Source organism: Spongiibacter sp. C9W (assembly GCF_057370015.1).
Window position 1 is genome coordinate 788,741 of the sequence record NZ_CM170672.1, and the last position, 26,707, is coordinate 815,447.

At 54.4% G+C, this 26,707-nt stretch carries 21 protein-coding genes and 1 tRNA gene; 9 read left to right on the forward strand and 13 right to left on the reverse strand.

The annotated features are described in order from the left end of the window. Nucleotides 1-105: 105 nt before the first annotated feature. The 3 genes from AC2Q8J_RS03755 to AC2Q8J_RS03765 are packed head-to-tail and all read left to right on the forward strand — an operon-like array spanning nucleotide 106 to nucleotide 4,495. Complete coding sequence (locus AC2Q8J_RS03755) at nucleotides 106-573, forward strand: hypothetical protein (protein WP_286836959.1); 468 nt, start codon at nucleotides 106-108, stop codon at nucleotides 571-573. After that, nucleotides 570-1,703 (forward strand): hypothetical protein, encoded by a 1,134-nt coding sequence (locus AC2Q8J_RS03760; RefSeq protein WP_486452134.1) that lies wholly within the window; start codon nucleotides 570-572, stop codon nucleotides 1,701-1,703. The genes AC2Q8J_RS03755 and AC2Q8J_RS03760 overlap by 4 nt, the downstream gene beginning before the upstream one ends. Then, nucleotides 1,703-4,495 carry a putative bifunctional diguanylate cyclase/phosphodiesterase gene (locus AC2Q8J_RS03765; RefSeq protein WP_486452135.1) on the forward strand — a complete coding sequence of 931 codons (2,793 nt, stop codon included), beginning with the start codon at nucleotides 1,703-1,705 and terminating at the stop codon, nucleotides 4,493-4,495. The genes AC2Q8J_RS03760 and AC2Q8J_RS03765 overlap by 1 nt, the downstream gene beginning before the upstream one ends. Here the strand turns inward: AC2Q8J_RS03765 and glpK are convergent. Together glpK and AC2Q8J_RS03775 are read right to left on the reverse strand one after the other, a co-directional pair. After that, a complete protein-coding gene (gene glpK / locus AC2Q8J_RS03770) occupies nucleotides 4,492-5,970 on the reverse strand; it encodes a glycerol kinase GlpK (protein WP_486452136.1) in 1,479 nt (492 codons plus the stop codon). The two genes, AC2Q8J_RS03765 and glpK, sit on opposite strands and share 4 nt — an antisense overlap. An 83-nt stretch (nucleotides 5,971-6,053) precedes the next feature. Next, nucleotides 6,054-6,803: an SDR family NAD(P)-dependent oxidoreductase gene (locus AC2Q8J_RS03775; protein WP_486452137.1), complete on the reverse strand. Its 750-nt coding sequence runs from the start codon at nucleotides 6,801-6,803 to the stop codon at nucleotides 6,054-6,056. A 262-nt stretch (nucleotides 6,804-7,065) separates the two neighbouring features. Between AC2Q8J_RS03775 and AC2Q8J_RS03780 the strand changes: the two genes are divergently transcribed. Next, nucleotides 7,066-8,259, forward strand: coding sequence for an acyl-CoA dehydrogenase family protein (locus AC2Q8J_RS03780; protein ID WP_486452138.1), 1,194 nt, complete (start codon nucleotides 7,066-7,068; stop codon nucleotides 8,257-8,259). A 15-nt stretch (nucleotides 8,260-8,274) separates the two neighbouring features. Then, nucleotides 8,275-9,414: an acyl-CoA dehydrogenase family protein gene (locus AC2Q8J_RS03785; RefSeq protein WP_286695021.1), complete on the forward strand. Its 1,140-nt coding sequence runs from the start codon at nucleotides 8,275-8,277 to the stop codon at nucleotides 9,412-9,414. Nucleotides 9,415-9,453: 39 nt separating this feature from the next. On the opposite strand, the gene AC2Q8J_RS03790 is transcribed toward AC2Q8J_RS03785, so the two are convergent. Beyond that, nucleotides 9,454-10,923 (reverse strand): RimK family protein, encoded by a 1,470-nt coding sequence (locus AC2Q8J_RS03790; protein ID WP_486452139.1) that lies wholly within the window; start codon nucleotides 10,921-10,923, stop codon nucleotides 9,454-9,456. Nucleotides 10,924-11,053: 130 nt separating this feature from the next. On the opposite strand from AC2Q8J_RS03790, the gene AC2Q8J_RS03795 reads away from it, so the two are divergent. Next, nucleotides 11,054-12,238, forward strand: a complete 1,185-nt coding sequence (locus tag AC2Q8J_RS03795; RefSeq protein WP_486452140.1) for a GNAT family N-acetyltransferase/peptidase C39 family protein — start codon at nucleotides 11,054-11,056, stop codon at nucleotides 12,236-12,238. Nucleotides 12,239-12,245: 7 nt separating this feature from the next. Further along, nucleotides 12,246-13,583: a flavohemoglobin expression-modulating QEGLA motif protein gene (locus AC2Q8J_RS03800; protein ID WP_286836946.1), complete on the forward strand. Its 1,338-nt coding sequence runs from the start codon at nucleotides 12,246-12,248 to the stop codon at nucleotides 13,581-13,583. Here AC2Q8J_RS03800 and ppnP read toward each other — a convergent pair. The 9 genes from ppnP to AC2Q8J_RS03845 all read right to left on the reverse strand — a co-directional run bounded on the left by ppnP (nucleotide 13,580) and on the right by AC2Q8J_RS03845 (nucleotide 24,161). Then, complete coding sequence (ppnP, locus tag AC2Q8J_RS03805; RefSeq protein ID WP_027872718.1) at nucleotides 13,580-13,861, reverse strand: pyrimidine/purine nucleoside phosphorylase; 282 nt, start codon at nucleotides 13,859-13,861, stop codon at nucleotides 13,580-13,582. The genes AC2Q8J_RS03800 and ppnP overlap by 4 nt on opposite strands. Beyond that, on the reverse strand, nucleotides 13,858-17,019 hold the full coding sequence (locus tag AC2Q8J_RS03810) for an efflux RND transporter permease subunit (RefSeq protein ID WP_051170830.1): 3,162 nt from the start codon (nucleotides 17,017-17,019) through the stop codon (nucleotides 13,858-13,860). The genes ppnP and AC2Q8J_RS03810 overlap by 4 nt, the downstream gene beginning before the upstream one ends. A 72-nt stretch (nucleotides 17,020-17,091) precedes the next feature. Then, the gene (locus tag AC2Q8J_RS03815; RefSeq protein WP_486452141.1) at nucleotides 17,092-18,216 is read right to left on the reverse strand and encodes an efflux RND transporter periplasmic adaptor subunit; all 1,125 of its coding nucleotides are present in this window, start codon (nucleotides 18,214-18,216) and stop codon (nucleotides 17,092-17,094) included. Between the two features lie 353 nt (nucleotides 18,217-18,569). Continuing rightward, nucleotides 18,570-18,662, reverse strand: a tRNA-Ser gene (locus AC2Q8J_RS03820). A 127-nt stretch (nucleotides 18,663-18,789) separates the two neighbouring features. Continuing rightward, nucleotides 18,790-18,972, reverse strand: a complete 183-nt coding sequence (csrA, locus tag AC2Q8J_RS03825; protein ID WP_027872724.1) for a carbon storage regulator CsrA — start codon at nucleotides 18,970-18,972, stop codon at nucleotides 18,790-18,792. A gap of 77 nt (nucleotides 18,973-19,049) precedes the next feature. Further along, the gene (locus AC2Q8J_RS03830) at nucleotides 19,050-20,279 is read right to left on the reverse strand and encodes an aspartate kinase (RefSeq protein WP_204995618.1); all 1,230 of its coding nucleotides are present in this window, start codon (nucleotides 20,277-20,279) and stop codon (nucleotides 19,050-19,052) included. Nucleotides 20,280-20,363: 84 nt separating this feature from the next. Further along, nucleotides 20,364-22,985, reverse strand: a complete 2,622-nt coding sequence (alaS, locus tag AC2Q8J_RS03835) for an alanine--tRNA ligase (RefSeq protein WP_486452142.1) — start codon at nucleotides 22,983-22,985, stop codon at nucleotides 20,364-20,366. A 124-nt stretch (nucleotides 22,986-23,109) separates the two neighbouring features. Beyond that, on the reverse strand, nucleotides 23,110-23,295 hold the full coding sequence (locus tag AC2Q8J_RS03840; protein WP_027872727.1) for a Trm112 family protein: 186 nt from the start codon (nucleotides 23,293-23,295) through the stop codon (nucleotides 23,110-23,112). A 44-nt stretch (nucleotides 23,296-23,339) separates the two neighbouring features. After that, nucleotides 23,340-24,161, reverse strand: a complete 822-nt coding sequence (locus AC2Q8J_RS03845; RefSeq protein WP_486452143.1) for a M23 family metallopeptidase — start codon at nucleotides 24,159-24,161, stop codon at nucleotides 23,340-23,342. Between the two features lie 82 nt (nucleotides 24,162-24,243). Between AC2Q8J_RS03845 and greB the strand changes: the two genes are divergently transcribed. After that, nucleotides 24,244-24,753, forward strand: coding sequence for a transcription elongation factor GreB (gene greB / locus AC2Q8J_RS03850; protein WP_288363503.1), 510 nt, complete (start codon nucleotides 24,244-24,246; stop codon nucleotides 24,751-24,753). 30 nt (nucleotides 24,754-24,783) lie between these two features. Next, complete coding sequence (locus AC2Q8J_RS03855) at nucleotides 24,784-26,055, forward strand: alpha/beta hydrolase (protein ID WP_288363502.1); 1,272 nt, start codon at nucleotides 24,784-24,786, stop codon at nucleotides 26,053-26,055. Nucleotides 26,056-26,076: 21 nt separating this feature from the next. Here the strand turns inward: AC2Q8J_RS03855 and AC2Q8J_RS03860 are convergent, their stop codons facing one another. Further along, nucleotides 26,077-26,652, reverse strand: coding sequence for a DUF1134 domain-containing protein (locus tag AC2Q8J_RS03860; RefSeq protein ID WP_204995633.1), 576 nt, complete (start codon nucleotides 26,650-26,652; stop codon nucleotides 26,077-26,079). Nucleotides 26,653-26,707: the final 55 nt, after the last annotated feature.

Genomic DNA, 26,707 nt, shown 5'->3' on the forward strand with positions numbered 1-26,707 from the left:
CGAGAATGAGTAACCATCTCCGAAACCGAAATACTCGTGCATGAAGCCAAGGGTCGATGATTCCTCTCCTTAATTGACCCCAACTAATACGGAGGCCACAGCACTGTGGGCATAGGGTCACTTAATCGCCCCCGCTGGCTTGTAGCAACCTTGCTGCTGTGGTCTTTCCTCGCCTGCAACTTTTCATCGGCGGGCACCCCCGTCACGCTCATCGCACACGAAAGCGTGAATCTCGACAAGCTCAACACCAGCACCCTGCGGGCGATATTTTCCTTGCGAAAGCGCAGCTGGGAAAACCAAACACCTATCAAGGTTTTTGTACTCCCCGACAACCACCCATTGCATAAAAACTTCTGCAAAACGGTACTGAAAATCTACCCCTATGTTCTTAGAGACCAGTGGGATCGCGTGATTTTCAGCGGCGTGGGAACACCGCCAACCACAGTAAAAGATATTGAGGAGCTGCGGAGGATTGTTACCTCTACTCCTGGTGCCATTGGATATGCGCCTGGCGAATTATCGGTAAATAAGCAGCAGTACTACGCCATCGTGCCCACCGGACTACAGCCATGAATAAATATGCAATTGTCTCGCTACTCGCCCTTATTCCAGCTGCGACACAAGCGCTGGAAATCCCGGGTGGGCAAATTCACGGCTTTGCGTCACAAGGTTACTTGCTTAGTGACAGCAACAATTTTTACGGCGACAGCCAACGCGGGTCTACCGAACTGACCGAAATTGGCCTGAACGCGAATTGGCGGCTTAACAACTCTCTCAATTTTGCCGGGCAATTACTTAGCAGAGATGCCGGCGCCACCGACAACGGCAGCCTTCGCGTGGATTTTCTTTTTGCCGACTATAAAGCAATAGAAAATGATGTCACCGGACTGGGTATCCGTGTTGGGCGCGTTCGCAATGCCTACGGTTTTTACAATGAAACAAGGGATGTCTTATTTACCCGGCCCAGCATTCTTATGCCGCAAGCGATCTACTACGAGGGCAACGGCTTAAGAGAGCTGCTGTTTTCATCTGATGGCGCTCAGCTCTACAGCTACTGGGACGCCGAGGACTCTACGACCAGCTTTTCGCTGACTGCAGGGCGGAATAAACGCCTGTCGAAAGATGTTATTAAGAACTTGCTCGGCACATCAACCTCTCAGTTGATTGCACAGGGTAGTCTCGACCACCCCATTTTTGCGCAGTTTTCTCACGCGATGTCAGGGGGGCGCAGCCGCTTCGCTCTGTCGATGTACAATGTTGGCTTAGACTTCGACACCAACTTTATGGGCGCTGATGGCCTAAATCTCTACGCCAGTGGTTACGTGCTGTCAGCGCAGCACAACCTGCAGGGCTGGTCATTTACCGCGGAATACAGCCTCACCACCGTAAAATATGAGGCAGGCCGAATGGGCAACGCCAAAAATGATATTGAAGCGACCTACCTTCAGGCTGAATACCGGCTATCACCAAAAATCAGCTTACATAGCCGCATTGAGTACAGCGTGAATGACCGTGACAACCGCAACGCGACGGATACACAACACCTCGTCGTCGGCACTAAATGGTCACCATCGCGAAACTGGACGATTGCTGCCGACCTGATGGGCATGCGCGGCACCGGAGGCATTCCCGACATAGACAACCCAAATGGTACCCGTGAGCGAACCGAAATGCTCGCGGTCATGATCGGCTACCGTTTCTAATGAACTCAAAGCTGCCGCATTCCGCACAACTGCGGGAGACTGTGAAGGGGCTGAGCCTATTTCAAAAACTGTGCGCCATCATTTTCGTTATGATCACGCTGATCATGTTTGGTCGGGGGGCGCTCACCTACTACAACACCCTAAATGACTATGAAGCCGGTGTGCACAAGCGTCTGCAGCGGCTGGAATCTACTTTTAAAACCCTTGTTGAGCGCTCAAGCCGAGAGCTATTTCGCAGCGCCGATCACTACCAGCTCCCCAGTATCGAAGCAATTAGCAACAACAATGTACCGCCGCCGTCGTTAATGTCGGGCATCGATTCTGTGGTATTCATATCGATAAACGGGGCCATCTTAGCGTCAGCACACCTTGAAGGCACAAGCTACCAGCCCAGTGAGCAGGACATTCAGCTCGCAGTAGCGAGTATTACTGAAAACCAGCGACCACACGCCTCGATAATCTGTAACCCAAGCTGCACGCAAAGCGTTTTTATTCCACTAATAAACGATGATGGCAACGAGCTAATTGTAAACATCAATCGCTCAGCCTCGCTGTTGGTTGAAGACTTTTTTGATATTACTGGCGCCGAACTGGTTATTTTTTCATCGGCAGAAAGCGATGATGTCGCCCAACAAACACTACTCTCCAGTCATGGCAACAAAAGCGCCCAGATGTTGGCAGGTATACTGGCAACGAGCGGCTCAACCCTCCTTTCGAGCGGCACATTCTTTGGGCCGACAAATGGTGCCTACCTTGGGGCACGCTATTTTGAAATGCCGAGCGGCAACCTGCATCTGGCCATTATCTCTGACGAATCAAATATTTCCTCGCTAGCGAGAGCAACGCTGCGCGAAATACTCATTGCCGCCCTCTCCACCTCGGTACTCGTGATTATCGTCGTCTACTTAACGCTGCGGCCTCCTCTGAGCAAACTCAATACGATTACTGAAACCCTGCCTCTTTTATCTGCCTCGCGATTTGACGAGGCACGCAAGGCCCTGAGCACCGTCCCACGACATCGCCACTATGCCGACGAAATTGACCTTTTACACGACACGGCAGAACAGGTAACCGATGCGCTGGAACTGCTCAACAATGATATCGCTCGCCACCAGTATGAACTTCAAGACAAGGTTCACGCCCTAACAGAAGCCAAGCAGTTTAATGAAATGCTGCTGGAAAACTCGCCAATGGTCGTCGTCACACACCGCTTAGATGGCACGATTCAGAACATCAACGCGATGGGACGCATGCTCAGCGGCTTAAACAGCAACCTACCCGTCAATGCCAATATCAATCAGTGGGTTCGCGATCCGGAGCGCGATGTCACGCTCAGCAATTCACTGCAAAATATGGCCGATAAAAATCAGCGGAAATTTCAAAATGAACTGCCCTTCCTCGCGGCTAATGGGCAAATTCACGACTTCCTTTGGACTCACTCAATTGTTGAGTTAGACAGCACAAAGCTGATCCTGTCGCTGGGCGTAGACATTACCGAAACCCGACGTGCCGAGGAAAGCCTGCGCTGGTTAGGCGAACACGACCGAGTCACCGGACTGCTCAATCGAAGTACCTTTATTGAAGAGGCCGACCGTCGCATTCACCTACTTGAGGACGAGCAAGCCATAAGCCTGATCATGGTCGATATCGACAATTTCTCTGAGTTCAACGACCGCTTCGGCTTTGACTGCGGTGACGACCTACTACGCAAATTCGCGAACCATATTAGTCAGATCCTCGATAACTCGTGCTTGCTAGCGCGCACCGGATCGGGGGAATACTGTGTATTGCTTGCCTCACAGCCTCCTGCCTCACCGCAGCAGCTCGATGCCATCAGTCACTTTGAAATAACCCTCGGCAATCATACCGAGTCTATTAACGCAACGGTCATCGTCGACAAGTACGAACGCGATGCCTGCACTGTGGACGAATTACTCTCCAATGCCACGTCCTTGATGCAAAGAATGAAAAATAAGGCCAAGGGTCATGTCTACTATGCTGATGAAGAGGACAGCCGTGAAAACCGGCAGGAAAAATACTTACTGAAAGAGCAGCTTGTACAAGCACTGAACAATAACCGCCTCGTCCTTTTTTACCAGCCGATCATCGATCTAAAAAGCCAGCGCATTAGTCATTGTGAGAGCCTAGTCAGAATGCTCGATGACGAAGGCAGCTTTATCGCCCCCGCCAAATTCCTGGGCATTGCTAATGAGTCAGGCTTGATGCCACAAATCGACTACTTGGTTATCGAGAAAGCCCTGCGCCAGCTGGCAGCGTGGCAACAAGCCGGGGTAAGCATTCAACTGAGCATCAATATAACGGCGCCAACACTGGAACAGCCCGACTTTTCAGAACGGCTCACGCAAATTATTGATGACACGGGCGTCACACCTGATGCCGTGATTTTCGAGCTCGTTGAGACTGATGCACTGGAAAACATCGACAATGCTCGCACCCTGCTCGAACAGATCAAGTCGAGCGGTGCACAAATCGCTCTGGACGACTTCGGGGTCGGCTTCACCTCGTTCGAATATGTAAGGGAATTGCCGGTGGACTACATCAAAATTGATCAGGCGTTTATTCGTTTTATCCATGAGCGGGAAAACGACCAGGCGCTGGTACGGTCCATCATCGAAATGAGCCACAGCCTAGGCAAGAAAGTCATCGCTGAGGGCGTTGAAGAAAAAGCCGCCATGGACGTGTTAAGCAGCATGCAAGTGGATTACATCCAAGGCTACTACATCAGCCGCCCTGTGCCGATAAGCGCCTTGGATCTGAGTATCCGCGTTTAACTACGAACCCGAGCGACGGCTTTCTTCCAACCGTGATAACGAGTCTCTCGGTCAATCTCGCTCATGGCCGGCATAAAGCTGCGTTCCTCGCGCCACATATCCGCAATTTCACCCAATGAGGCGTACAAGCCTAGCTGTAAGCCAGCCAGGTATGCCGCGCCGAGGGCGGTTGTCTCTGTCACCGCAGGGCGCTGGCAATGACAGGCCAAGGTATCGGATAAGCGCTGCACCAGCCAATCATTCACAACCATGCCGCCATCCACACGCAGGTGCTGAATATCAGCGCCGTCGCCTGCCATTGCCTCAAGTAAGTCGCGCGTTTGATAGCAGACGGACTCGAGCGTCGCTCTGGCAATATGCGCAATACCCGTGTCCCTGGTCAGTCCGAGAATAGCCCCGCGTGCATCGGGGTCCCAATACGGTGCGCCCAGCCCGGTAAATGCCGGCACCATGAACACGCCATTCGCGCTGTCAACGCTCTCAGCAAGCGCCTGGGTTTCAGCTGCCGAACCGATTAATTTCAGACCGTCGCGCAACCACTGCACCGCCGCGCCGGCCATAAATATACTGCCTTCGAGGGCATAGCAGACTTCATTGTTAATGCGGTATGCCACCGTCGTCAGCAGGCGGTTTGTCGAGGTTAATGCGCGGTTGCCTGTATTGAGCATGACAAAGCAACCCGTACCATAGGTGCTTTTTGCCATGCCCGGTTTAAAGCAAGCCTGCCCGACGGTCGCGGCCTGTTGATCACCGATCAACGACGCAATGGGAAGTTCAGCGCCGAGCAGTGAGGCGTCGGCAACGCCAAAGTCGTCGCAGCTGTTTTTCACCGCAGGCAACAGCGACGCAGGAATATTGAACATTTCCAGAAGATCTTCATCCCAGCACTGACGATGAATATTAAACAGTAGAGTCCGCGAGGCATTGCTGGCATCGGTTGCGTGCTCTCGCCCACCGGTCAGACGCCACAGCAGATAACAGTCAACCGTGCCAAAGGCCAACTCGCCGGCATCGGCACGCTGGCGCGCCCCCGGAACATTATCGAGTATCCAAGCAAGCTTACTGCCAGAAAAATAAGGGTCTAACAGCAAGCCTGTGCGCTTGTTTACAGTTCCCTCTAGGCCCTGCTCCTTAAGCTGAGAAATCCAATCGGCGGTTCGTCGATCCTGCCAAACGATTGCTGGATAAACGGGTTCACCCGTTTTTCGATCCCATACCAGCGTTGTTTCGCGCTGATTAGTAATACCAATACCGGCAATTTGATCAGCCGTGATTGCCGCTGCGCTGATCGCCGCTTTACAGCTCGCCAGCGTAGTTTGCCAGATTTCCTCGGGATCGTGCTCTACCCAGCCATCCTTGGGGTAATGTTGGGTGAACTCTTGCTGCCCAACACCGCAGATCTTGCCACGATTATCAAAAACAATAGCCCGGGAACTGGTCGTCCCTTGATCAATGGCAAGAAGGTAGGTCGCCATACGTCACTCCGCTGAAGTCATCTACTAAACGCAGCAAGACTAAACAGCAGCGGCCCACCACACAAGGCGATTTGTCGGCAAAATCACGCAAGAATACCGCCATCTACCCGTATTTCTTCACCGGTAATATGAATACCGTCATCACTGGCCAACAATGCGATAGCGCCAGCCACCACTTCCGGCCCCTTCGCGCCGCTCAGCGAGGTAATTCGGTTCAGGAGGTCAAAATCGGCATCCTCGGGGAAGCTCAGGCCTTCCACCATGCCGGTGTTGATGTCACCGGGGCACACACAGTTCGCCCTGACACCGCGCTTTGCATACTCCACGGCAATACTGCGGGTCATCGCCAGCACGCCGCCTTTGCTTGCACCGTAGGCAACGCCCCAGGGCAGCCCCTGCAGCGACGCCGTTGAGGCGGCATTCACAATCGCCCCCTTCGTTTTGAGCAATTCAGGCAGTACCGCTTTACACAGCATAAAGGTCCCGGTCAGGTTTACCGCGATGATTTTCTGCCACACCTCCAGGGGCGTCTCGTGGGCATTACTAAAACGCAAAATACCGGCCATATTAACCAGTGCATCCAGCCTTCCCCATTGCGCGATCAAACTGGCGAGGCAGTCCTCGGCAGCGCCCTCGGCGGAAATATCAAACCGCTGTGCGATGGCTTCCCCGCCCTGTTGCTGAATGTCCGCTACCAGTTCTTGCAAGGCTTCTTCGTTAATATCCGTACAAAAGACCTTGCCGCCCTCCGATGCCACCCTGAGGGCTGCCGCACGACCTATCCCCGACGCCGCACCAGTCACCATTACCACCTTGTTCTCAAATCGAGTCATAGCTATTCCTAATTATTTTCAATGAACTCGCCGCGCAGTATCGCTGCGCCAACGGCTAACCGACAAGCATCGGCAACTGTCACGTTGGCGTAAACACCCAAAAGTAGGAGAAGCAAATGAAATTAGTGACCCAATATGTCAGTCGGCATGACGCGTTTGGCTCTTGCCTTGCGCCTGCCTTTCGCTAAGCTGAGCAACCATTGAAACCGCCCGGCACGGCTGCCGCGGCACTGCCATATTCCCAATAAAATAGGAGAGCGACGTGGCCGATCTCGACCAATTCCGCCTCGAAGTCAGACAGTGGCTGGAGGACAACTGTCCCGCCTCACAGCGCCTGCCAATTACCCGCGAAGAACAAGTGTGGGCGGGCAAAAACAAACAGTTCCCCAGCGACGATGCAAAGCTGTGGTTTGAGCGCATGCGCGACAAAGGCTGGACAGTACCCGAATGGCCCAGCGAATTGGGCGGTGGCGGCCTCGATGAGCGCCAAGCCAAAGTCCTGAAAGAAGAAATGAAGGCGCTGGGTTGCCGCACCCCGCTTTTTGACCTCGGCATTTGGATGCTTGGGCCCGCCGTACTCGAGTTTGGTAACGACGAGCAAAAGCAGGAACACATTCCCAAAATTGCGCGCGGCGACGTGCGCTGGTGCCAGGGTTACTCAGAACCCGGCGCTGGCTCCGATTTGGCCAGCCTGCAAACCCGCGCCGAAGATATGGGCGACCACTTTTTGGTTAACGGCTCGAAAATCTGGACAACCAATGCCGACAAGGCTGACTGGATCTTCTGCCTGGTCCGCACAGACCCAGACGCAAAAAAACAAGAAGGCATCAGCTTCCTACTCATCGACATGGATGATCCGGGTGTCACCACAACACCGATTGAGTTGATCAGCGGCGAATCTGAGTTTTGCCAAACCTTCTTTGACAACGTGAAAGTGCCCAAGGCCAACTTGATTGGCGAACTGAACAAAGGCTGGTCGGTTGCCAAAGCGCTGCTCAAGCACGAGCGCAAGTTGATGTCAGAAATCGGTGGCGATACCCCTGGCCCCAGCTTTGGCCCCGTTCAAGCGGCACTGGAATATGTCGGCACAGATGAAAACGGCAAGCTCAAAGATCCGGCGCTACGCGACCAGTTGGTGCGCCATGAAATGGCTTACCGCGCCATTGGCCTGACGCATTTCCGCACCTTTGAAGAGCGCATGAGCGGCCAGGCCGACAGCAATGTACCGCTCATTATGAAGTACGTGGGTACGGAAGAAGGTAAGCGCAAAGAAGAACTGTTACTCGCGCTGCTTGGTCACCAGGCACTCGGTTGGGACGGCGACGGCTTTAACGAAGACGAAAAGCTGACGACGCGCGGCTGGCTGTTCTCAAAAGCACTCTCTATTGCCGGTGGCACATCAGAGGTGCAACTCAATATTATTGCCAAGCGTGTCCTTGGCTTGCCTCAGCAGTAATTAAGGGAGCCCAATATGGCACTGGTACTTAATGAAGAACAACGCCTGCTCAAGGACACCGCCAAGGATTTTTTGAGCGAAAACATGCCGGTAGAAGCGCTGCGCACGTTGCGCGACAGTGACGATCCAACCGGCTACTCCCAGCAGCAATGGCAGCAAATGTGTGAACTCGGCTGGGCCAGCATTGTCCTGCCCGAGCAGTACGATGGCCTGGATTTTGGCTTTATGGGCCTGGGCGCAATCATCGAAGAAAGTGGCCGTACGCTGGCCGCATCCCCCCTGCTGAGCACCGTTGTGCTCGGCGCGTCGGCAATTCTGCTGGGCGGCAATGAAGAGCAAAAATCCTCCTTGCTTCCCAAGGTTGCCAGCGGCGAGCTCACCCTCGCTCTCGCCCTCGAAGAGGGGCACCACCACGCACCACTCGATACCGCAATGGCGGCAGAAGCCCACGACGGCGGTTTCCGCCTGAATGGCAATAAAAGTTTCGTTGTCGACGGGCACAGTGCAGATAAGCTGGTCGTGGTTGCGCGCACCAGCGGAACAGCCGGTAGCGCTGATGGCTTGAGCCTGTTTCTCGTAGACGGCGATGCCAAAGGGCTAACTCGTCAGCGCCGTAAAATGGTCGATAGCCGCGGCGCTGCTGCCCTCAGTTTCGATAACGTGGACGTCTCAGCCGATGCGCTTATCGGCGAGCTGGGCCAGGCCTGGCCAGTTCTGGAGGCGGTACTTGATCGCGGCCGCGTTTGCCTGGCAGCAGAGATGCTCGGTGGCGCGCTCGAATGCTTTGAGCGCACCGTGGAGTATTTAAAAGAGCGTGACCAGTTCGGCGTAAAAATTGGCAGTTTTCAAGCCCTGCAGCATCGCGCATCGCTGATGTATATCGAGCTTGAATTGGCAAAATCGGTGCTCTTTGATGCCTTCTCTGCCATTGATGACAAGCGTGCAGACTTGCCTCAGCTTGCCAGCTTAGCCAAAGCGCGTATGAATGATGTTTTCGAGCTGGTAACAAACGAGGCTGTACAGATGCACGGTGGCATCGGTGTGACGGACGAACTCGAAATTGGCTTTTTCCTAAAACGCTCTCGCGTAGCGACTCAACTATTGGGGCACAGCGGCTTCCATCGCGACCGCTATGCCTCATTGTGCGGCTACTAGGGCGCGACGCAAAAAGGGCATCGAGAGATGCCCTTATCACTATTTAGTTGCCGCAAGCCCTCGCCTTTCCATTCGCCGTAAAAACACCTCAATGACCGCCGCGTAAAGCGAGTCGCCGAGTAGCTTATCCTCTATCCCGCTGTCTATGCTGGGATTGTCGTTGACCTCAATGACCACCACCCGACTTCCCTGCTGTTTGATATCCACACCATAAAAACTGTTGCCGATAAGCTGACAGGCGCTGACCGCTGCGCGCAATACGTCGGCTGGGACATCACTGATCGGCACCGCATCAAATCCACCTGATTGGCTTCGCTTGCCGTGACGGTAAATCTGCCAGTGTTTTTTCACCATGTAATAACGACAAGCAAATAACGGTTGGCCGTCCAATACCCCAATACGCCAGTCGTATTCGGTATACATAAACTCCTGCGCAAGAAGCAGCGCCGACTTATCCAGTAGTCGCTGCGCTTCCATACACAGCGCTGCCAGGCTGTCGACTTTAACCACCCCTTTAGAGAACGCACCATCGGGCACCTTTAACACCAGGGGTAAGCCAAGTGCGTCTATCAAGCGCTGCGCTTCCGACTCACTGCCACTTCGCAAATACTCCGTCTTCGGTACAGCAACCGCATTCCGCCTAAGTAAATCAGCGAGATAGATTTTGTTGGTGCAACGCAAGATCGACTGAGAGTCATCGATAACCACCAGGCCTTCCGCTTCCGCGCGCTTGGCAAAGCGGTAACTGACGTTCGCTACCGACGTTGTGGTGCGGATAAACAAACCGTCGTACTCCGCCAGCCGCGAATAATCCGCTCTTCCAATCAGCTCTGCACAGATACCGTATTTCTCCGCGACGCGGATAAATTTCCGTAGGGCGGCGCCGTCGCTCGGCGGCATCGCCTCCTCGGCATCAACCAGAATCGCCAGGTCATAGCGGAAGCGCTTTTGCGCGGGGGCCGGCCGCCATAGTTTTTGACTGAAGCGCTCAAAGCACGCCGCAAAGCTGTCTTGCTCAGTGCTCGACGACAAGGCCCGCAGCGACGCGGCCTGTAATTTATCCATACGCCAGCCCTGGCGATACACCATGCGCAGCTCAAGAATCGGGCAGGGAAAATGTTGGAATGCCGAGCGCGCAAGGTCGGCATATTCTGGCTCCAAAGTCTCGCCGAACCAGCATCGCAACTGTTTCACCTCACCCGCCTGCCCCGGTGCAAGCGCGGCAAGCGTCGGCAACATGCCCTGCCACTGAATAGACGACAGCGGCTTTGCCGACAATTCAGTCAGGGTTTTCAGCGATGGAATAACATGATGCCCGCGGGCTTCAGCCAACAGAGAGCAATAGTAGCCGCTACCGAGATAGCGGTAGTTCCGGCACAGATTAACGACCCTGACGCGCTCGCGAGTCGTTCCAAGACAAAGATAATCATCGAAACTGATGACCGAATGGCTGGGATAATAAGGCCCCCAGTCGCGCACATCATCGACAACAATAACTAAACGGGACATCGGCTCCATGCTCCCAAAATGCTCTCCCCATGCGGGATCAGCGACCGTCTATGCGGTGGCAAAAGCTGCGGCATTCTGCGACCAGTGCAACAGCAAAACAAGCACTATTTTATGTTGTAGACGGCAAATAATGCGCAGTATGATCCGCACATGCGCCGCCATCTGCGGTATTTGTCGAGTCTGCCCCATGTCGCCGTGTATTCGCCCCGCTAGCCCCATAGATTTGCCGGCACTGGTCGAGCTGGAACGACACTGCTTTAGTAGTGACCGGATCTCCCAGCGCAGCTTTAAAGCGTTCATCCGCCACGGCGCCCACCAATTGCTCGTCTGTCGTGAAGCTGACAAACTGTTGGGCTATGCATTGCTACTGTTTCGCCGTGGCACCCTGCTATCCCGCCTTTACTCACTCGCCGTCGCGCCCGACCAACGCGGTAAAGGCGTCGCGATGTTATTACTCGACGCAGCGGAACAACTCGCCCGCGACAGGCAAAGTGTTTTCCTTCGCCTGGAAGTCAGAGAGGACAATGCCGCCGCAATTTCCCTGTACAACCGCCGTGGCTACCGCACTTTTGGCCGTGTCAGTGACTACTACGCCGATGGTTGCAGCGCCGTGCGTATGGAAAAGCGACTGCTAACACCCGCGCAGCGCGGCGCGCACTCACCCCACTACTACCGGCAGACCACGGGTTTTACCTGCGGCCCCGCCAGCTTGATGATGGCCATGCGAGACCTGGATCCGGCATCGCCCTTTTCCCGGCGCGAGGAGCTGCAAATCTGGCGGGAAGCCACCAGCATCTATATGGGTAGCGGTCACGGTGGCTGCACACCACAAGGCTTAATGTTGGCGGCGCTGCGCCGAAAATTTAACGCCACGCTCTTTATTAGCGATACGGCCCCCGCCTTCATCGACAGCGTTCGCTCGCCCTCCAAGCGCCAGCTTATGCGGCTGGTTCACGACGATTTTATGGCGCAGTTGACGGACTATAAGGCGGATATTCGGGTCAATAAGCTCGACACACCCGCCCTGCAGTCGCTATTGATTGAAAACCGTCACGTTGTCGCACTGATCAGCACGTGGGCACTCGACCGCCAACGCATGCCTCACTGGGTATATGTGTACCGAGGAGAGGAAAATACGGTGTATATCAATGACCCCGACAGCAACACCTGTCGGGGCGAATCGTTAGACAGCAGCAAGGGCCACTGGCAGTCTGAGATTGAATACCACCGCGTGCCAATATCACTTGAACAATTCAGCAACATGGCAAGCTTTGGCAAACGTCGTCTACGCTGCATATTAACGCTACAAAAATGAGGCTGTGATGACATCAGACGCCACAAGTTATAAAACAGCGCTGCGCGCGCTCTCGGATGAGCTGATCCGCATTCAAAAGCCAATATTGATACTCGACGCGATCAAGTGGCCCCATGATGTGGAGAAACGTTTTTTTGAGAACGGCGCCAACGCGCTGCCGACCGTGTGCCGTGAAGACTACCTGCGCAACAACCCTCTCAGTTTCAACGCGGCAGAGATTGATGCACAACTGAAAAACTTCCAACAACGGCTCGATAGTGCTCTGGGACACGGCGACGCGCTCGGCCAAATTCTTTGGCAAACCGCCGAACAGTACCGCAGCGTGGTTGACCTACTGGAGCACCGTGGCCAAAAGGCATTCCTGACCGCCAGCCGGCGGCTTTATGGCTCTGCACGCGATCGTCTGCGGGGTGACAGCCTGCCGCTTATCGACATGGGTAAGCGCTTGTGCAGCATTTTTTCCCTTCCCGCTGCCCACCATCTTGCATCCCCCTACCCCAAGGTCATCGATGCGACTGGCGCAGTGGAAATGCTCTCCCAACGACTCAAGCCCTTTTTTCCGGATACCGCTTTCACCGTTCGGGAAACAGATGGCATCGTGTCTGATGCCTCAGCCGGGGGCGACTGCATCAAAATTAATCGCCACGCGCAATTCTCCCTTCTCGATATACAAGTTTTGGAGGTTCACGAAGGTTGGGTGCATGTCGGCACCACATTAAATGGTCGCCGCCAGCCATGGGCCAGCTGGCTAAGCGTCGGCTCTCCCCGTATTACTGCCCTCCAAGAGGGCTTAGCAGTGCTTATCGAGACACTGACGTTTAGCTCTTTTCCCGGTCGGGCGCGAAAAATCAGCGATCGTGTAGTGGCTATCGATATCGCAGAACAAGGGGGCGACTTTCTCGATGTATATCGGCACTTTGTTGGCCAGGGCCTCAGCAACAAGGAAAGCTACAAAATTGCCCAGCGGGTATTCCGCGGTGGAATGGTGGAAGGCGGCGCCTGTTTCACCAAAGATTTGAGCTACGTCAGGGGCTTTGTCGAAACGGTAAACTTTATTCGCAGTGCGATCCTCAGCGACGTGCCGGAAATACTACCAATGCTGTTTGTAGGCAAGGTGTCCCTGGAGGACGTCCCCCATCTCTACCCCTATTGCCAGGAAGGCATCATTGAAGCGCCGCATTATCTGCCGCCTATGTTTCGAGACCTAAATGGCTTGTACGTGTGGTTTGGCTTATCTAGCGGACTCGCGGATATCAATATTCACAGTGTCCAGGAGCACTTTCAAACACTTTTCGAGCACTTGAAAGCCGCTCCGGACGCTATACCTAGCACCAAGTGCGATTAGCCATAAAAACACGCGTAGGCACTGGTCTCTTCCACTTTCAAATCAAACGCGCTGTTGGCCGGCACGTCGAAAGATTGCCCGGCGCTAAAGCGCTGCCAATCGCTGGAACCCGGTAGCAATACAACCAGCGCGCCAGTAATAACTTGCATGCGCTCCGCCGCTTCGGTGCCAAAGCGGTATTCACCGGCTTCCATAACGCCCACCGAGACCGGCTGAGATTTTCCTTCAAAACCCAATGACTGAACTTTTTCGTCAAAATAGCTGTTGTGCTTGATCACGACACACCCTCTTTTTCAGTTAAGGCGCGATCATACCCGTCGCGCCCCGCTTCGGCCAGTACGCCCCCCTCAGCGGAAGACGTGGCGCGGTGGTCTCGCCCTATGTAGTGATACATGGCCGGCACAACGAACAAGGTAAACAGCGTGCCGATGCTCATTCCCGAGGCGATAACCATACCTAGCGAGAAACGCGATGCCGCACCGGCACCACTGGCAACCAGCAGTGGCAACATCGCCATCACCAGCGCCGCCGTGGTCATCAGAATAGGACGCAAACGAATCGACGCGGCCTCTTCTATGGCTTCGCGCTTGGACACGCCCTGCTCCTGCAACCGGTTTGCAAAATCCACCATCAAGATACCGTGTTTGGAGATCACCCCAATCAGGGTTACCAGGCCAACCTGGGTATAGATATTCAGGGTCATACCGGGGAACGTTGTCAGCTGCATACCGTTAGTCAGTGCAAAAATATTAATGCACAGCAACGCGCCACATACCGACATAGGCACGGTCACCAGAATGATCAGCGGGTCCCGGAAAGACTCGAATTGCGCCGCCAAGACGAGGTAAATAATCAGCAGGGCAAATGCAAAGGTTCCCACCAATGCTCCGCCCTCTTGCTTGAACTGCCGAGAGCTCCCCGCGTAGTCCAGTTGAAAGTTGGCGGGCATAATGTCGTTGGCAATACCTTCAAGCAGGGCCAGCGCCTCGCCCTGTGAAACATCGGGGCGCGGCACTGCAATAATCGTATTCGCATTTAATTGCTGGGCATGGGGTATTGATCTTGGCTTGGTTCGCTGCACAACCTCGACGAGTGTGGAGATTGGAATCAGGTCGCCGCTTGCCGCTCGCGTGTAGTACCCGGTCAGTTGCTGAGGATTCAGGCGCTCCTCGCGCTCAACCTGGGCAATGACTTTGTACGAGCGCCCCATGTACGAAAAACGATTCACCTCTGCACCCGCCATCATCGCACTCAGATCTAAGCTCAGACTTTGCATGTCAACGCCGAGTAGACCGGCCTTGTCTCTGTCGACGATAATTTCGGCCTCGGGGCGATCGAAATTTAACTGCGAGGCCACGTAGAAAAAGCGCTTACTGGCCATCGCACGCTTAACCAGCTCATCGCCCACTTCCGCCATCAGCTGTGGCTCAGCCGTCGACTTGAGAATAAACTCCACGGGATAGCCCTGCCCTGGAGTTGGCAGCGGCGGCGGCTGGAATGTCGCCAGGCGCAGCGGCGCCACTGACTCCATGCTCATACTCAAGTCGTTGGCGACATCCCCCATTGTCTTGGTCCGAGCGTCCCAGGGGGTGCCAATCAAACCGATAAAGCCTTTATTGCTTTCACCACTTTCTGAGATGGTGAAGGCAAACGTATGATCCACATTGGGGTGCTCCAACGCCAAATTCTGAGCGGCCAAAAAGGCATTGGTAAAGTACTCTGGCGATGCATAGCCGTCGCCCTCAGCAATGACGCCAGCAAAGCCTAAGTCTTCGGCCGGCGCCAATTCGTTATCACTGCTCTGGTAGAGGAAATAACACGATACCAGCACCACCAAACCGAATACGCCAATCACATTGACCTGATCCATCGCGGAGTGGAGTCGTTGCTTATAGCCCTGGCGCCAGTACTCGAACTTCTCATCTAGGAAACGCTCCAGACGACTGCTACCCGATTCATCGTGCGACTGCAGTATTTTTGCGCACATCATCGGTGTTAACGTCAGGGCAATAACGCCTGAAATCAATACCGCGCCCGCCAGGGTAAAGGCGAACTCGGTAAACAGCTTGCCCGTCATTCCGGTTAAGAAACCAATCGGTGCATACACTGCCACCAGGGTAATTGTCATCGCAATCACCGGCCCCAGAAGCTCGCGCGCGCCCACCAAAGCAGCCTTAGATGGCTCCATGCCCTCTTCAATATGACGATGGATATTTTCCAGCACGATAATCGCATCATCGACCACCATCCCGATGGCCAAGACCATCGCCAATAGCGTTAGCAAATTGATCGAGAAACCCATCGAGTACATCAAAAATAGAGCGCCTACCAACGACAGCGGTACAGTCACCGCCGGGATCATTGAGCTGCGCAGTGATCCCAGGAACAAGAAGATGACCAGAATAACGATAATGACCGCTTCGATCAGTGTTGCCTGTACATCGCTGATTGCCGCGTTGACATAGACCGTGCTGTCATAGGAAATATTCGCCTCAATACTCTCCGGCAAAGCGCGGTGAATACGCGGCCACATTTCGCGTATCTCCGCAGTCACATCCAGCAAGTTAGCATCCGGGCGCACCTCAATACCGATAAACAGGCCTGGCTCGGCATCCCAGTGCGCCACATAGTCGTAGCTCTCATCGCCGAACACCACATCGGCAACATCGCGCAAGCGCACTAGCTGCGTTCCTTCACTGCGCAGCACAAGGTCCCTGAATGCCTCTACTGTGCTCAGATCTGTATCTGCAGAAATGCCGACTTTAACGTACTGCCCTTTCGTTTCTCCCACGGCTGATAGAACGTTTTGCCGCTTAACTGCTGAAAAGGCCTCGCCCGGTGTCATGTTGTGCGCCGCGAGACGTTCCGGGTCAAACCAGATCCGCATGGCGTAATTCCTGCCACCGAGTATCACCGCGCGCTCTACACCGCTAAGAGCAGATAGCTCCGGTTCAACAACCCGCGCCACATAATCAGTAATTTGCGCTTTGCTCAGCGTCTTGGAATAAAACGACAGGTACATCGCCGCGTTGTCACCGGCACCCGCTAACTGAATAACAGGGTCCTCACTGCCTTCCGGTAGCTGACTGCGCAGCTTGTTCACTTTTGCGGATATTTCGGTCAGCGCCTCATTCGGGTCCTTGTCAATTTTCAGGTTCGCAGAGATGCTCGACAATCCCTGAGCAGAATTGGAGGTAAGAAAATCAATACCATCTGCTGACGCTATCTCTCGCTCCAGCGGCGTGGTGATGAAACCTTCGACAAGCTCTGGGTCTGCCCCCGGATAAACCACCGAGATACTGATCCGCGCATTTTGAATTTCAGGGTATTCACGCACGGTCAAATCCTGTGCTGCGCGCAAGCCCAGTAGAAAGATCACCAAGCTGACCACGATGGCCAACACGGGGCGTTTAACAAAGATATCTGTGAAATGCATGACGCCTGTCCTTGTTAGTGGCGTGGGAGAGTCATCAACTTCTTTAGAGGCCATCAAGCTATTTATCGCCGATCACCCCTGCGGGGGGGCAGGCGTCAAGCTAGGCTCGGGACGAAGCGTGTTATCAATCGTAACCGGCTGACCACTGCGCAGCTTCAACAACCCAGTGCTGGCGACTTCGTCGCCTTCTTTAACCCCTGAAATGACTTCAATAAAATCGCCGCGAGCCTCTCCCAAGGTAACGAAGCGTTGAATGACATCCAGGGCCTCGGCGTCGCCACCTTCCTGTTGACGAATAACAAAAACGGAATCGCCGTAAGAGCTGTATTGAATAGCGGTTTTTGGCAAAACCAGTACCTGCGTCGGCTCTCCCAGGTTCACCGTAACTTTTGCAAACAAGCCCGGTTTCAGCACTTTTTCAGGATTGGCGAATCGCGCACGCACATCAAAGTTACGCGTTTGTGCATCAATTTTGGGTTCCACGGCGATAATCTCGCCACTGAACTGGCGGCCACCCAACGCGTCGACAACGATCTCGATCGTTCTGCCAGGGTTCACCTTGCCCAGCTGCTTTTCAGGCAGTGAAAAATCCAGCTCGATGGGGTCTAAAGATTGCAGGGTAACGATCTTGTCACCAGCGCGGAGGTATTGACCCAATGCGACTCGACGAATACCCAGCTCGCCACCAAAAGGCGCCCGCAGGGTTTTTAAATTCAAACGTCCGCGCTGCGCCTCGACAGCCGCCTTGGCCACATTCGTTTCTGCCAGCGCGGTATCATATTCAGACTTAGAAATCGTTCCGCGCTTGTAGAGTTTTTCGCGCCGGCGCTGCTCAATCTCGGCAAGCTTTGCCTGCGCTTCCAAGCGAGCAAGTTCACCGCGTTCGGCGACCGACTCCAAACTCAGTAGTTCGGTGCCCGCCTCAACGCTTTGCCCCGATTCAAAACTAATTTTGGTGATCGTGCCGTCAACTTCAGCCGTTAGGTCGGCGCCCTTCACCGCCACCAAACTGCCCACCGCGTTCAGACGAGCAGCCCACTGTTGCGGGGTAACCGTAGTGCTTGAAATCGTCACCGGCGGAGTCGGCATATTATCGATGAAGTCATTCATCATCTGGTTGCCAAACCACTTCATACCAAACACGCCACCAAAAACAACGCCGCTGATTGCCAGCATTACGACCATACGCTTAGTCATTTGTATTCCTTGTCGACCATCCAGTAGCTGCGAATCGATATAGCAATGTGCCGAACTCGACAAATGTGCCAAGCTCAACAGCTTCCCTATCGCGAGATCACCGCTGTTACCCCTAGAAACAGTAGTACGAATTTTACACAGAGATAGTAACAGGGATGAGAATGAGAATGCATCAACAATTTAACTGTTTACATTGCGTAAACCATTAATTTTAAAGGGGTTATTGAGAATAACTTTGCTCACAAACTAACGCACAAGTAAAGTCTTAGCGCGGCCAACCACTACGGAGTGAGCAAAACCCCAAAATGCGAGCATAAAAAAAGCCCCAGTCGTTAGACTGGGGCTTTTATGTATGGCGGAGAAGGAGGGATTCGAACCCTCGATGAAGCTATTAACCCCATACTCCCTTAGCAGGGGAGCGCCTTCAGCCACTCGGCCACCTCTCCGAATTGTTCCAACTTTCTGTTGGAGGTTCGTTGCTAAGGCCTTGTTTTCAAAAGCGTGTTAGCAACGAAACGCGCGGCATAATACCATACTGAGCGAAGAATCAAAGACCTTTAGGCTAATTTCCCGCTATTCTTTATTACCGTCTTTCTCGCCTTGAATGCGGTCATAAATTTCTTCCCGGTGAACGGCGATATGCTTGGGCGCATTCACACCCAGACGCACTTGATTCCCCTTCACTCCCAATACAGTGACAGTCACTTCGTCACCGACCATGAGCGTCTCACCAATACGACGAGTCAGTATTAACATGTTGCTTTCTCCTATCCAGAGCCAGTATCCGTACCCCGTGCGTATCCGTATGCGCGCAGCAGTTCACGTCTCTGTTTCTACGATGTAGGCGCTTTATCTAGATCAAAAGCTGTATGGAGGGCCCTCACCGCCAGCTCTAGATATTTTTCATCAACGACCACCGAAATCTTAATTTCTGAAGTGGTGATCAGCTGAATGTTGATCGACTCTTCCGCCAAAGTTTTAAACATTTTACTTGCGATGCCAGCGTGTGAGCGCATTCCGACCCCCACGAGCGACACCTTGGCAATTTTATTGTCGGTTTTCACCTCTCGCGCACCCGTTTCTTCAACCAGCTTGCGGACAATTGCCTCTGTTTTCGCGACGTCATTTCGACCGACAGTAAAGGTCAGGTCAGTCGTATTGTCCTCGGCGACGTTTTGAACAATGACGTCTACCTCAATATTTGCATCGCTAACTGGCCCAAGTATCTGGTAGGCCAAGCCCGGTGTATCGGGTACACCGAGTACCGTAATCTTTGCTTCATCGCGCGTGAACGCGATACCCGAAATCGCCGGGTTTTCCATATCTGATTCTTCCTCAAGACTGATCAACGTACCCGGGCCGTCTTCAAAGGCGTGCAATACGCGCAACGGCACATTGTACTTACCTGCAAACTCAACGGCGCGAATTTGCAACACCTTCGAACCCAAGCTAGCCATTTCCAGCATCTCTTCGAAGGTAATGCGTTCAAGCCGACGCGCTTGGCTCTCTACCCTTGGGTCGGTGGTATAAACACCATCCACATCGGTATATATCTGGCATTCATCCGCCTTTAGCGCCGCCGCCAAGGCGACACCCGTGGTATCAGAGCCCCCTCTGCCGAGGGTGGTGATATTACCGCTCTCATCCACGCCCTGAAAGCCAGCCACCACAACCACGTTGCCACCAGCTAGGTCTTCGCGAATACGGTGATCATCAATTTCCCTGATCCGCGCCTTGGTATGGGCCTCGTCGGTGAGAATACGCACTTGGCTGCCCGTGTAGGACTTCGCCCCAACACCGAGCTCATGCAGCGCCATACACAACAATGAAATCGTGACTTGCTCGCCTGTTGCGACGAGAACATCCAACTCCCTTGGGGTGGGGTGCTCCTGCATGGCCTTGGCCATTTCAATCAAGCGGTTAGTCTCGCCACTCATGGCCGACACGACTACCACAACATCATCACCGCGACGCCGAAAGCCTGCAACCTTCTCTGCGACCGCCTTTATCCGGTCAACGGTGCCGACCGAAGTACCGCCAAATTTTTGAACAATCAGACTCATGTTTTCTATCTGCAAATGAACGCCCTGAGCGGAGGGCGCTCATTAAACACCAACTCAAGATTAAAGGAAACGGCAACTATGTCTCTATACGTGATTCACGTAATCTTTGACCGACTGCAAGGCAGCGGGTATCGCGGCAACATCGCTGCCGCCACCCTGCGCCATGTCTGGACGACCACCGCCCTTGCCTCCGACTGCTGCCGCAGCTTGCTTCATAATATCGCCCGCTTTGCAGCGACCCGTGAGGTCTTTCGTTACGCCGGCGACCAGCGATACTTTTTCGCCCTCGCCACTGGCCAGCAGCACCACACCTGAGCCCAACTTGTTCTTCAGCTGGTCCATGCTATCGCGCAAGGTCTTCGCATCAGCGCCTTCTATATTAACGGCGAGGACGCTAATACCGTTGATCTCTTCCACCTCAGACAATAGATCGCGACTGCCCGCGGTTGCCAGCTTGGCCTTTAGACGCTCAAGTTCTTTTTGCTGTTCTCGGTGGCTACTCAGCAGCTGCGCAAGTTTGGCATCAAAATTTTCAGGCGTACTTTTCAATGCCGCACAAGCAGACTGCAGACGGCTGCGATCGCGCCCCGCTTCATTTAGCGCTTCGGCTCCGGTTACCGCCTCAATTCGGCGCACACCGGCAGCAATGCCAGATTCCGCAACGATACGCATCACGCCAATATCGCCGGTGCGACGAACATGGGTGCCGCCACACAGCTCAACAGAGAAGTCGCCGCCCATGCTCAATACACGCACGGTATCGCCATACTTCTCGCCAAACAACATCACCGCGCCCCGCTCTTTGGCAGAGTCGATGTCTGTTTCCACAGTTTCAACCGCGGTATTTCGGCGAATTTCGTCATTCACCATCGCCTCTATTTTCTGCAACTGTTCCGCAGTTACCGCCTCACCATGAGCAAAGTCAAAACGCAGGCGCTCGGCGGTTACCAGCGAGCCCTTTTGCGCTACGTGCTCACCCAGTACCTTGCGCAATGCGGCGTGAAGCAAATGGGTTGCCGAGTGATTCAGCGCGGTAGATTGGCGAATACTGGCATCTACTTCGGCATCTACAGCTTGGCCGGCAACAACTGCTCCCGTCGCAACCACGCCGATATGTACAAAGTGATCACCAGCCTTCTGGGTATCGCGCACTTCTATGCGTAAGCCTTCCGCGCGAATAACACCGCAATCCCCTGCCTGGCCACCGGACTCAGCGTAGAAAGGCGTGCGATCCAGCACCACCAGAACATCATCACCCTCTGCCGCGCGTTCACAGGGCTGGCCATCACGCAGCAGCGCAATAATCTTGGCGTTGTCGCTCAGCGACTGATAGCCAGTGAAGGTGGTGGCGCCGTCCACGTCTAAACGCAGGTCGGCATCCATTTTGAAATTCGATGCTGAGCGAGCCCGCTGGCGCTGCGCCTCCATGGCCGCCTCAAACCCGTCCATATCCAACGTCAGGTCTTTCTCACGGGCGATATCGGCGGTAAGGTCCACGGGGAAGCCATAGGTATCGTATAAACGGAACACCGTTTCACCCGGGATTTGCTGCCCCTTAAGCTCACTCAGGTCTGCCTCGAGAATCTTCATCCCCTGGTCCAGCGTCTTCGCAAACTGCTCTTCTTCCTGGAGCAATGCTTTTTCAATCGCACCCTGCAATTCACGTAGCTCGGGGTAGGCACTGCCCATTTCAACAGCCAGGGCATCAACCAGTTTGTAAAAGAAGGGCTCGGTCGCACCAAGCTTGTTGCCGTGGCGCACTGCGCGGCGAATTATCCGGCGCAACACATAGCCGCGCCCTTCGTTGGATGGCAGTACACCATCGGCAATCAAAAACGCGCAGGAGCGGATATGGTCAGCAATAACACGCAACGACGTGTGTTGACGGCCACCAACACCCAGCACTCTGGCCGTCGCGGCAATGAGGTTGTCGAACAGGTCTATCTCGTAATTGCTGTGAACACCCTGCATCACCGCAGATATGCGCTCCAGCCCCATGCCGGTGTCTACTGATGGCGCAGGCAGCTCAGTCATGGTGCCATCGGCATCGCGATTGAACTGCATGAATACGTTGTTCCAGATTTCGATGTAGCGGTCGCCGTCCTCATCCGGGCTCCCCGGAGGACCACCAGCTACATCTTCACCGTGGTCATAAAAAATTTCTGTACAGGGCCCACAGGGACCTGTGTCACCCATCGACCAGAAGTTATCCGAGGCATATTTGGCGCCCTTGTTGTCGCCGATACGCACCATGCGCTCAGCCGGAACACCAACCTCTTCATTCCATATTTTGTAGGCTTCATCATCGTCGGCATAGACCGTTACCCACAGGCGTGAGCTATCGATATTCAACCACTCTTTCGACGTTAAGAATTCCCACGCAAAGAGAATGGCATCGCGCTTGAAATAGTCGCCAAAGCTAAAATTCCCCAGCATTTCGAAGAAGGTATGGTGGCGAGCGGTGTAGCCAACATTCTCCAAATCGTTGTGCTTACCCCCGGCGCGAACACAGCGCTGACTGCTGACCGCACGACTGTAATTGCGTTTATCGCGACCGAGGAACACGTCTTTAAATTGCACCATCCCCGCATTCGTAAAAAGCAACGTAGGGTCATTACCAGGTACCAACGAACTACTGGCCACCGGGGTGTGTCCCTTGCTTTCAAAGTAGCGAATAAAGGCATCGCGGATAGCAGCGCTTTTCATGAACACGGTCTCACTCTGGGGTCTACATAACGACAAACGCCGGAAGACAGCTTCCGGCGGAAAGGAAAAAGTATAGCGAAATCAGCAGGCGATGTATGCGCCAACGCCTGCGACAACGGGTGAATTAGCCAAGTTTTTCATCAGCAGTCAGTGGTCGCGCCTCTGACTCCAGCATTACCGGAATACCGTCGCGCACCGGGTACGCCAAACCGCTGGCGCGGCACACCAGCTCATTGCGCTCAGCGTCGAACTCGACTGGCGCTTTACTCACCGGGCAAACCAAGATTTCCAACAACTTTTTATCAATCATTCTCAACACTCTAAATCAAAACAACAACGCAGCCCAGGGTGCGCTCATTCAGTGACGGGCGCCAGCTCACTGGGCATCGGCCCTACCAATAGCGCTGGATCTAAACGCTGACCATGCCAGTTCATGCGCCAGTCAAGATGCGGCCCTGTCGCCCGCCCCGTTGCACCTACTTCGGCGATGGGCTGCCCAGTCTCCACCTCTTGCCCAGGCGCAACCAAAATTTTACTCAGATGGATGAACGTGGAAGAGATGCCCTGGCCGTGGTCGATGATCAGGGTTCCCCCCGAGTAAAACATATCGTTGTGAACCAGCGTCACCACGCCGCTGTTGGGCGCGATAACAGTTGTCCCCACGGGTCTCGCCACGTCCACACCATAGTGTGGTCGACCGGGGGTGCCATTATAGACACGCTGACTCCCGAAAACACCAGTGATGGGGCCAATTAGCGGCCATTGATAGGTATTTAAAAAATCCTGCCGGTCTTCACTGCGCCGGCGCGCCTTACCCACCATGGCGGATTCCTGACGAATACGCGCCAGCACCTCTGCCGGCGGTGTCACGGTTTTCTGAGGGACCCCATTTACCCGCTGCACGACGTATTCGCGCTGCGCTATCGCAAGCTCCTGGCTGGCACAGTCGCCGTCGTGGCACACGCGCAACGTCATTGCTGCGGGCGCATCGCGATCAAAACCGGCAACAAATACGCCATTTCCCGCCACTTTCACCGAGTGCTCTCCGAGCTCCACCCGGCTGCCAGGTGCCACTTTGCCGTGGATAAGCCCGCCCTGTATCAACTGCCCCTGCAGCTCAACAGCGCCAAGCTGCACCGACAATAGCGCGCCTATGAAGAGTATTAACGTGCGCATATTCCCTCCTAACAATTCCTGCCTCACACCATATCGCGATATTATGAGCGATTCAGCATCTCGCTTAAGGTTTTGACAACAAATGAGTCGCTATCGTCCGCCCCGTCAACGAGGCTCTCGGTACATCACGCCCGAGGGCGAGCGCGCCCTTCGTGAAGAGCTGCGTCAACTGTGGAAAGTGGAGCGCCCACAAGTCACCCAAACCGTGCACGAGGCGGCAAAGAATGGCGATCGCTCGGAAAACGGCGACTATATCTACGGCAAAAAACGGTTGCGGGAAATCGACAGCCGGGTGCGCTTTCTCAGCAAACGGCTCGATGAACTCACTGTGGTCGACGAATTCCCCAGCGACCGAGAACGGGTCTTCTTCGGCGCATGGGTGTCCGTAGAGGATGAAGACGGTAACGAAAGCCATTACCGTATTGTTGGCCCGGATGAGTTTGATGTCAGCAGTGGCAAACTTTCCATGGACTCGCCGCTGGCGAAAGCCTTGCTTGGCAAGCGAGTAGATGATGAAATTTCCGTCACAACGCCAACCGGCGAAAAGCTTTATTATATTACCGCCATTCAATACGGGCATTCTCCGCGCTGAGTCGCACACATCAACCGAGGCACATTCGCAATGCTGACACTTTCACTCTTCTGGGCATGGTTTAGCTGGAACGCCTACCACCCCTGGAAAGGTAAACCTGAGTTCATGGGCATCGTCAGCTTCATTTTTGGCATGTTAGCGGGCGAACTTGGTCTGCATATCATAGCCATCAATGTGCTGCTCACGGCAGGGATTGTGTTATTCGGCGAACTCGACGGCCTCGCCGATAGCCTCGGACTGCTGATCGCCCTGGCAAGCTGGCTTAGCTTGGGTTTGTTTTACTTCAAGGCGCGAAATAATGAGGCAATTATGCGTGCGGCTGTTTGCGAAGCGCTGGAGACTGACGATTATCCGCAGACCCCCGATAACCTGCACTACACCCCCGACAGCGACCGCCTGCTAAAACCCTTCGCGTTTCGCCACCCGCGGGTCGAGCGTTTGAAGGATATTCCCTATTGCGATGTTAATGGCCGCAAGCTTCATGTCGACATCTATCGCCGCCGGGATTGCCCCAAAAATGCACCGGTACTGCTACAAATACACGGCGGCGCATGGATGCAAAACCTGGGCAGCAAAGAGCAGCAGGCCCTGCCACTGATGACACAGCTGGCCGAAAACGGCTGGATTTGCGTTGCCGTTCAATATCGCCTGAGTCCGGCGGCAACCTTCCCCGACCATATTATCGACTGCAAACGCGCGCTAGTCTGGACCAAAGATCACATCGCCGATTACGGTGGTGACCCCGACTTTATCGTTGCCACGGGCGGCTCTGCTGGTGGTCATTTAAGTAGTCTGTTAGCACTGAGTGCTAACGCCGCCGAGTTTCAGCCGGGCTTTGAAGAGCGCGACACTCAGGTGCAAGCCTGCATCCCGTTTTACGGGGTCTATGATTTTCTGAACAGCAAGGCACAGCGGCACAACGAAGGTTTAGAACAATGGCTGGCTGAGCGCGTGATTAAGAAGACGCGTAGCGAGGGCGGCGAACTGTGGCGCAGCGCCTCACCCGTGTCATGGATACATGAAGATGCACCACCCTTTCTCATTATTCACGGCGAAGCGGACACACTTGTACCGGTGAAAGAGTCGCGTGAGCTCTATGCAGAGTTGAAGGCCAGCTCGAAAAACCCCGTGGCCTACGCCGAACTGCCCGATGCTCAGCACGCCTTCGACTTGGTGATCTCGCTGCGAAGCCAAATTGTGGTCAATGCCCTCTGCGACTATTGCCACTGCCTTCACCAGCGCTACCTGGCGCAAGCCGAAAAGACGACCGCAGCGCTCAGCGATGAATCCAGCCCGGCGTAAACCGGGCTTTAGCGCGAGCCCCTAAAACGGGTTCCAGCTGGCTTTTTTGCTGTACTGCAAATACCCAACATTGGCGCCACTACGCAGACCAACACCCGTGCGGATAGGCGCCAATACGATGTCGCCACTGCGCTGGTAATTCACCCCGACACCGGCCGCAACATAAATACTCCCTTCCACGCCCGGGAAGCGCTGATACAAACGCTCGACGTCGTCAAGCTGATAAACCAGCGTAAAAACCTTGGAGGCATTTGCCCCGAGATCAAAACCGATGGAAGGCCCCTGCCAAAATATCGCGCGCACCTCCCCACCAAGGGTTTGCAATTCACCGCGGCCGTAGCGCACACCAACCCCCAGTGCTGCGGAGACCTCTTCGCCAACAATAATGGCGTTGGGCTCACCTTGTTCGGCAAAAACCTTCTCGACCGCCTTTGCCAACCCCTCGGTTGTTTCGCCGAAAAATAACCCGGCTTTTTCCATCACCTGCTCGCGACTGAAGCCCTTGGTGGACTCTTCCGCATGCGCACCCGCCAGCGTTGACAGCATGACAACCAAAGCAGCAAATACACCCTTGCTCCACCGCATTATCTGTTTCATACGACCTCCTCTTAGGCGCCTATCAAGGGTCCTGTCTTGCCGCCGGCGGCTATTA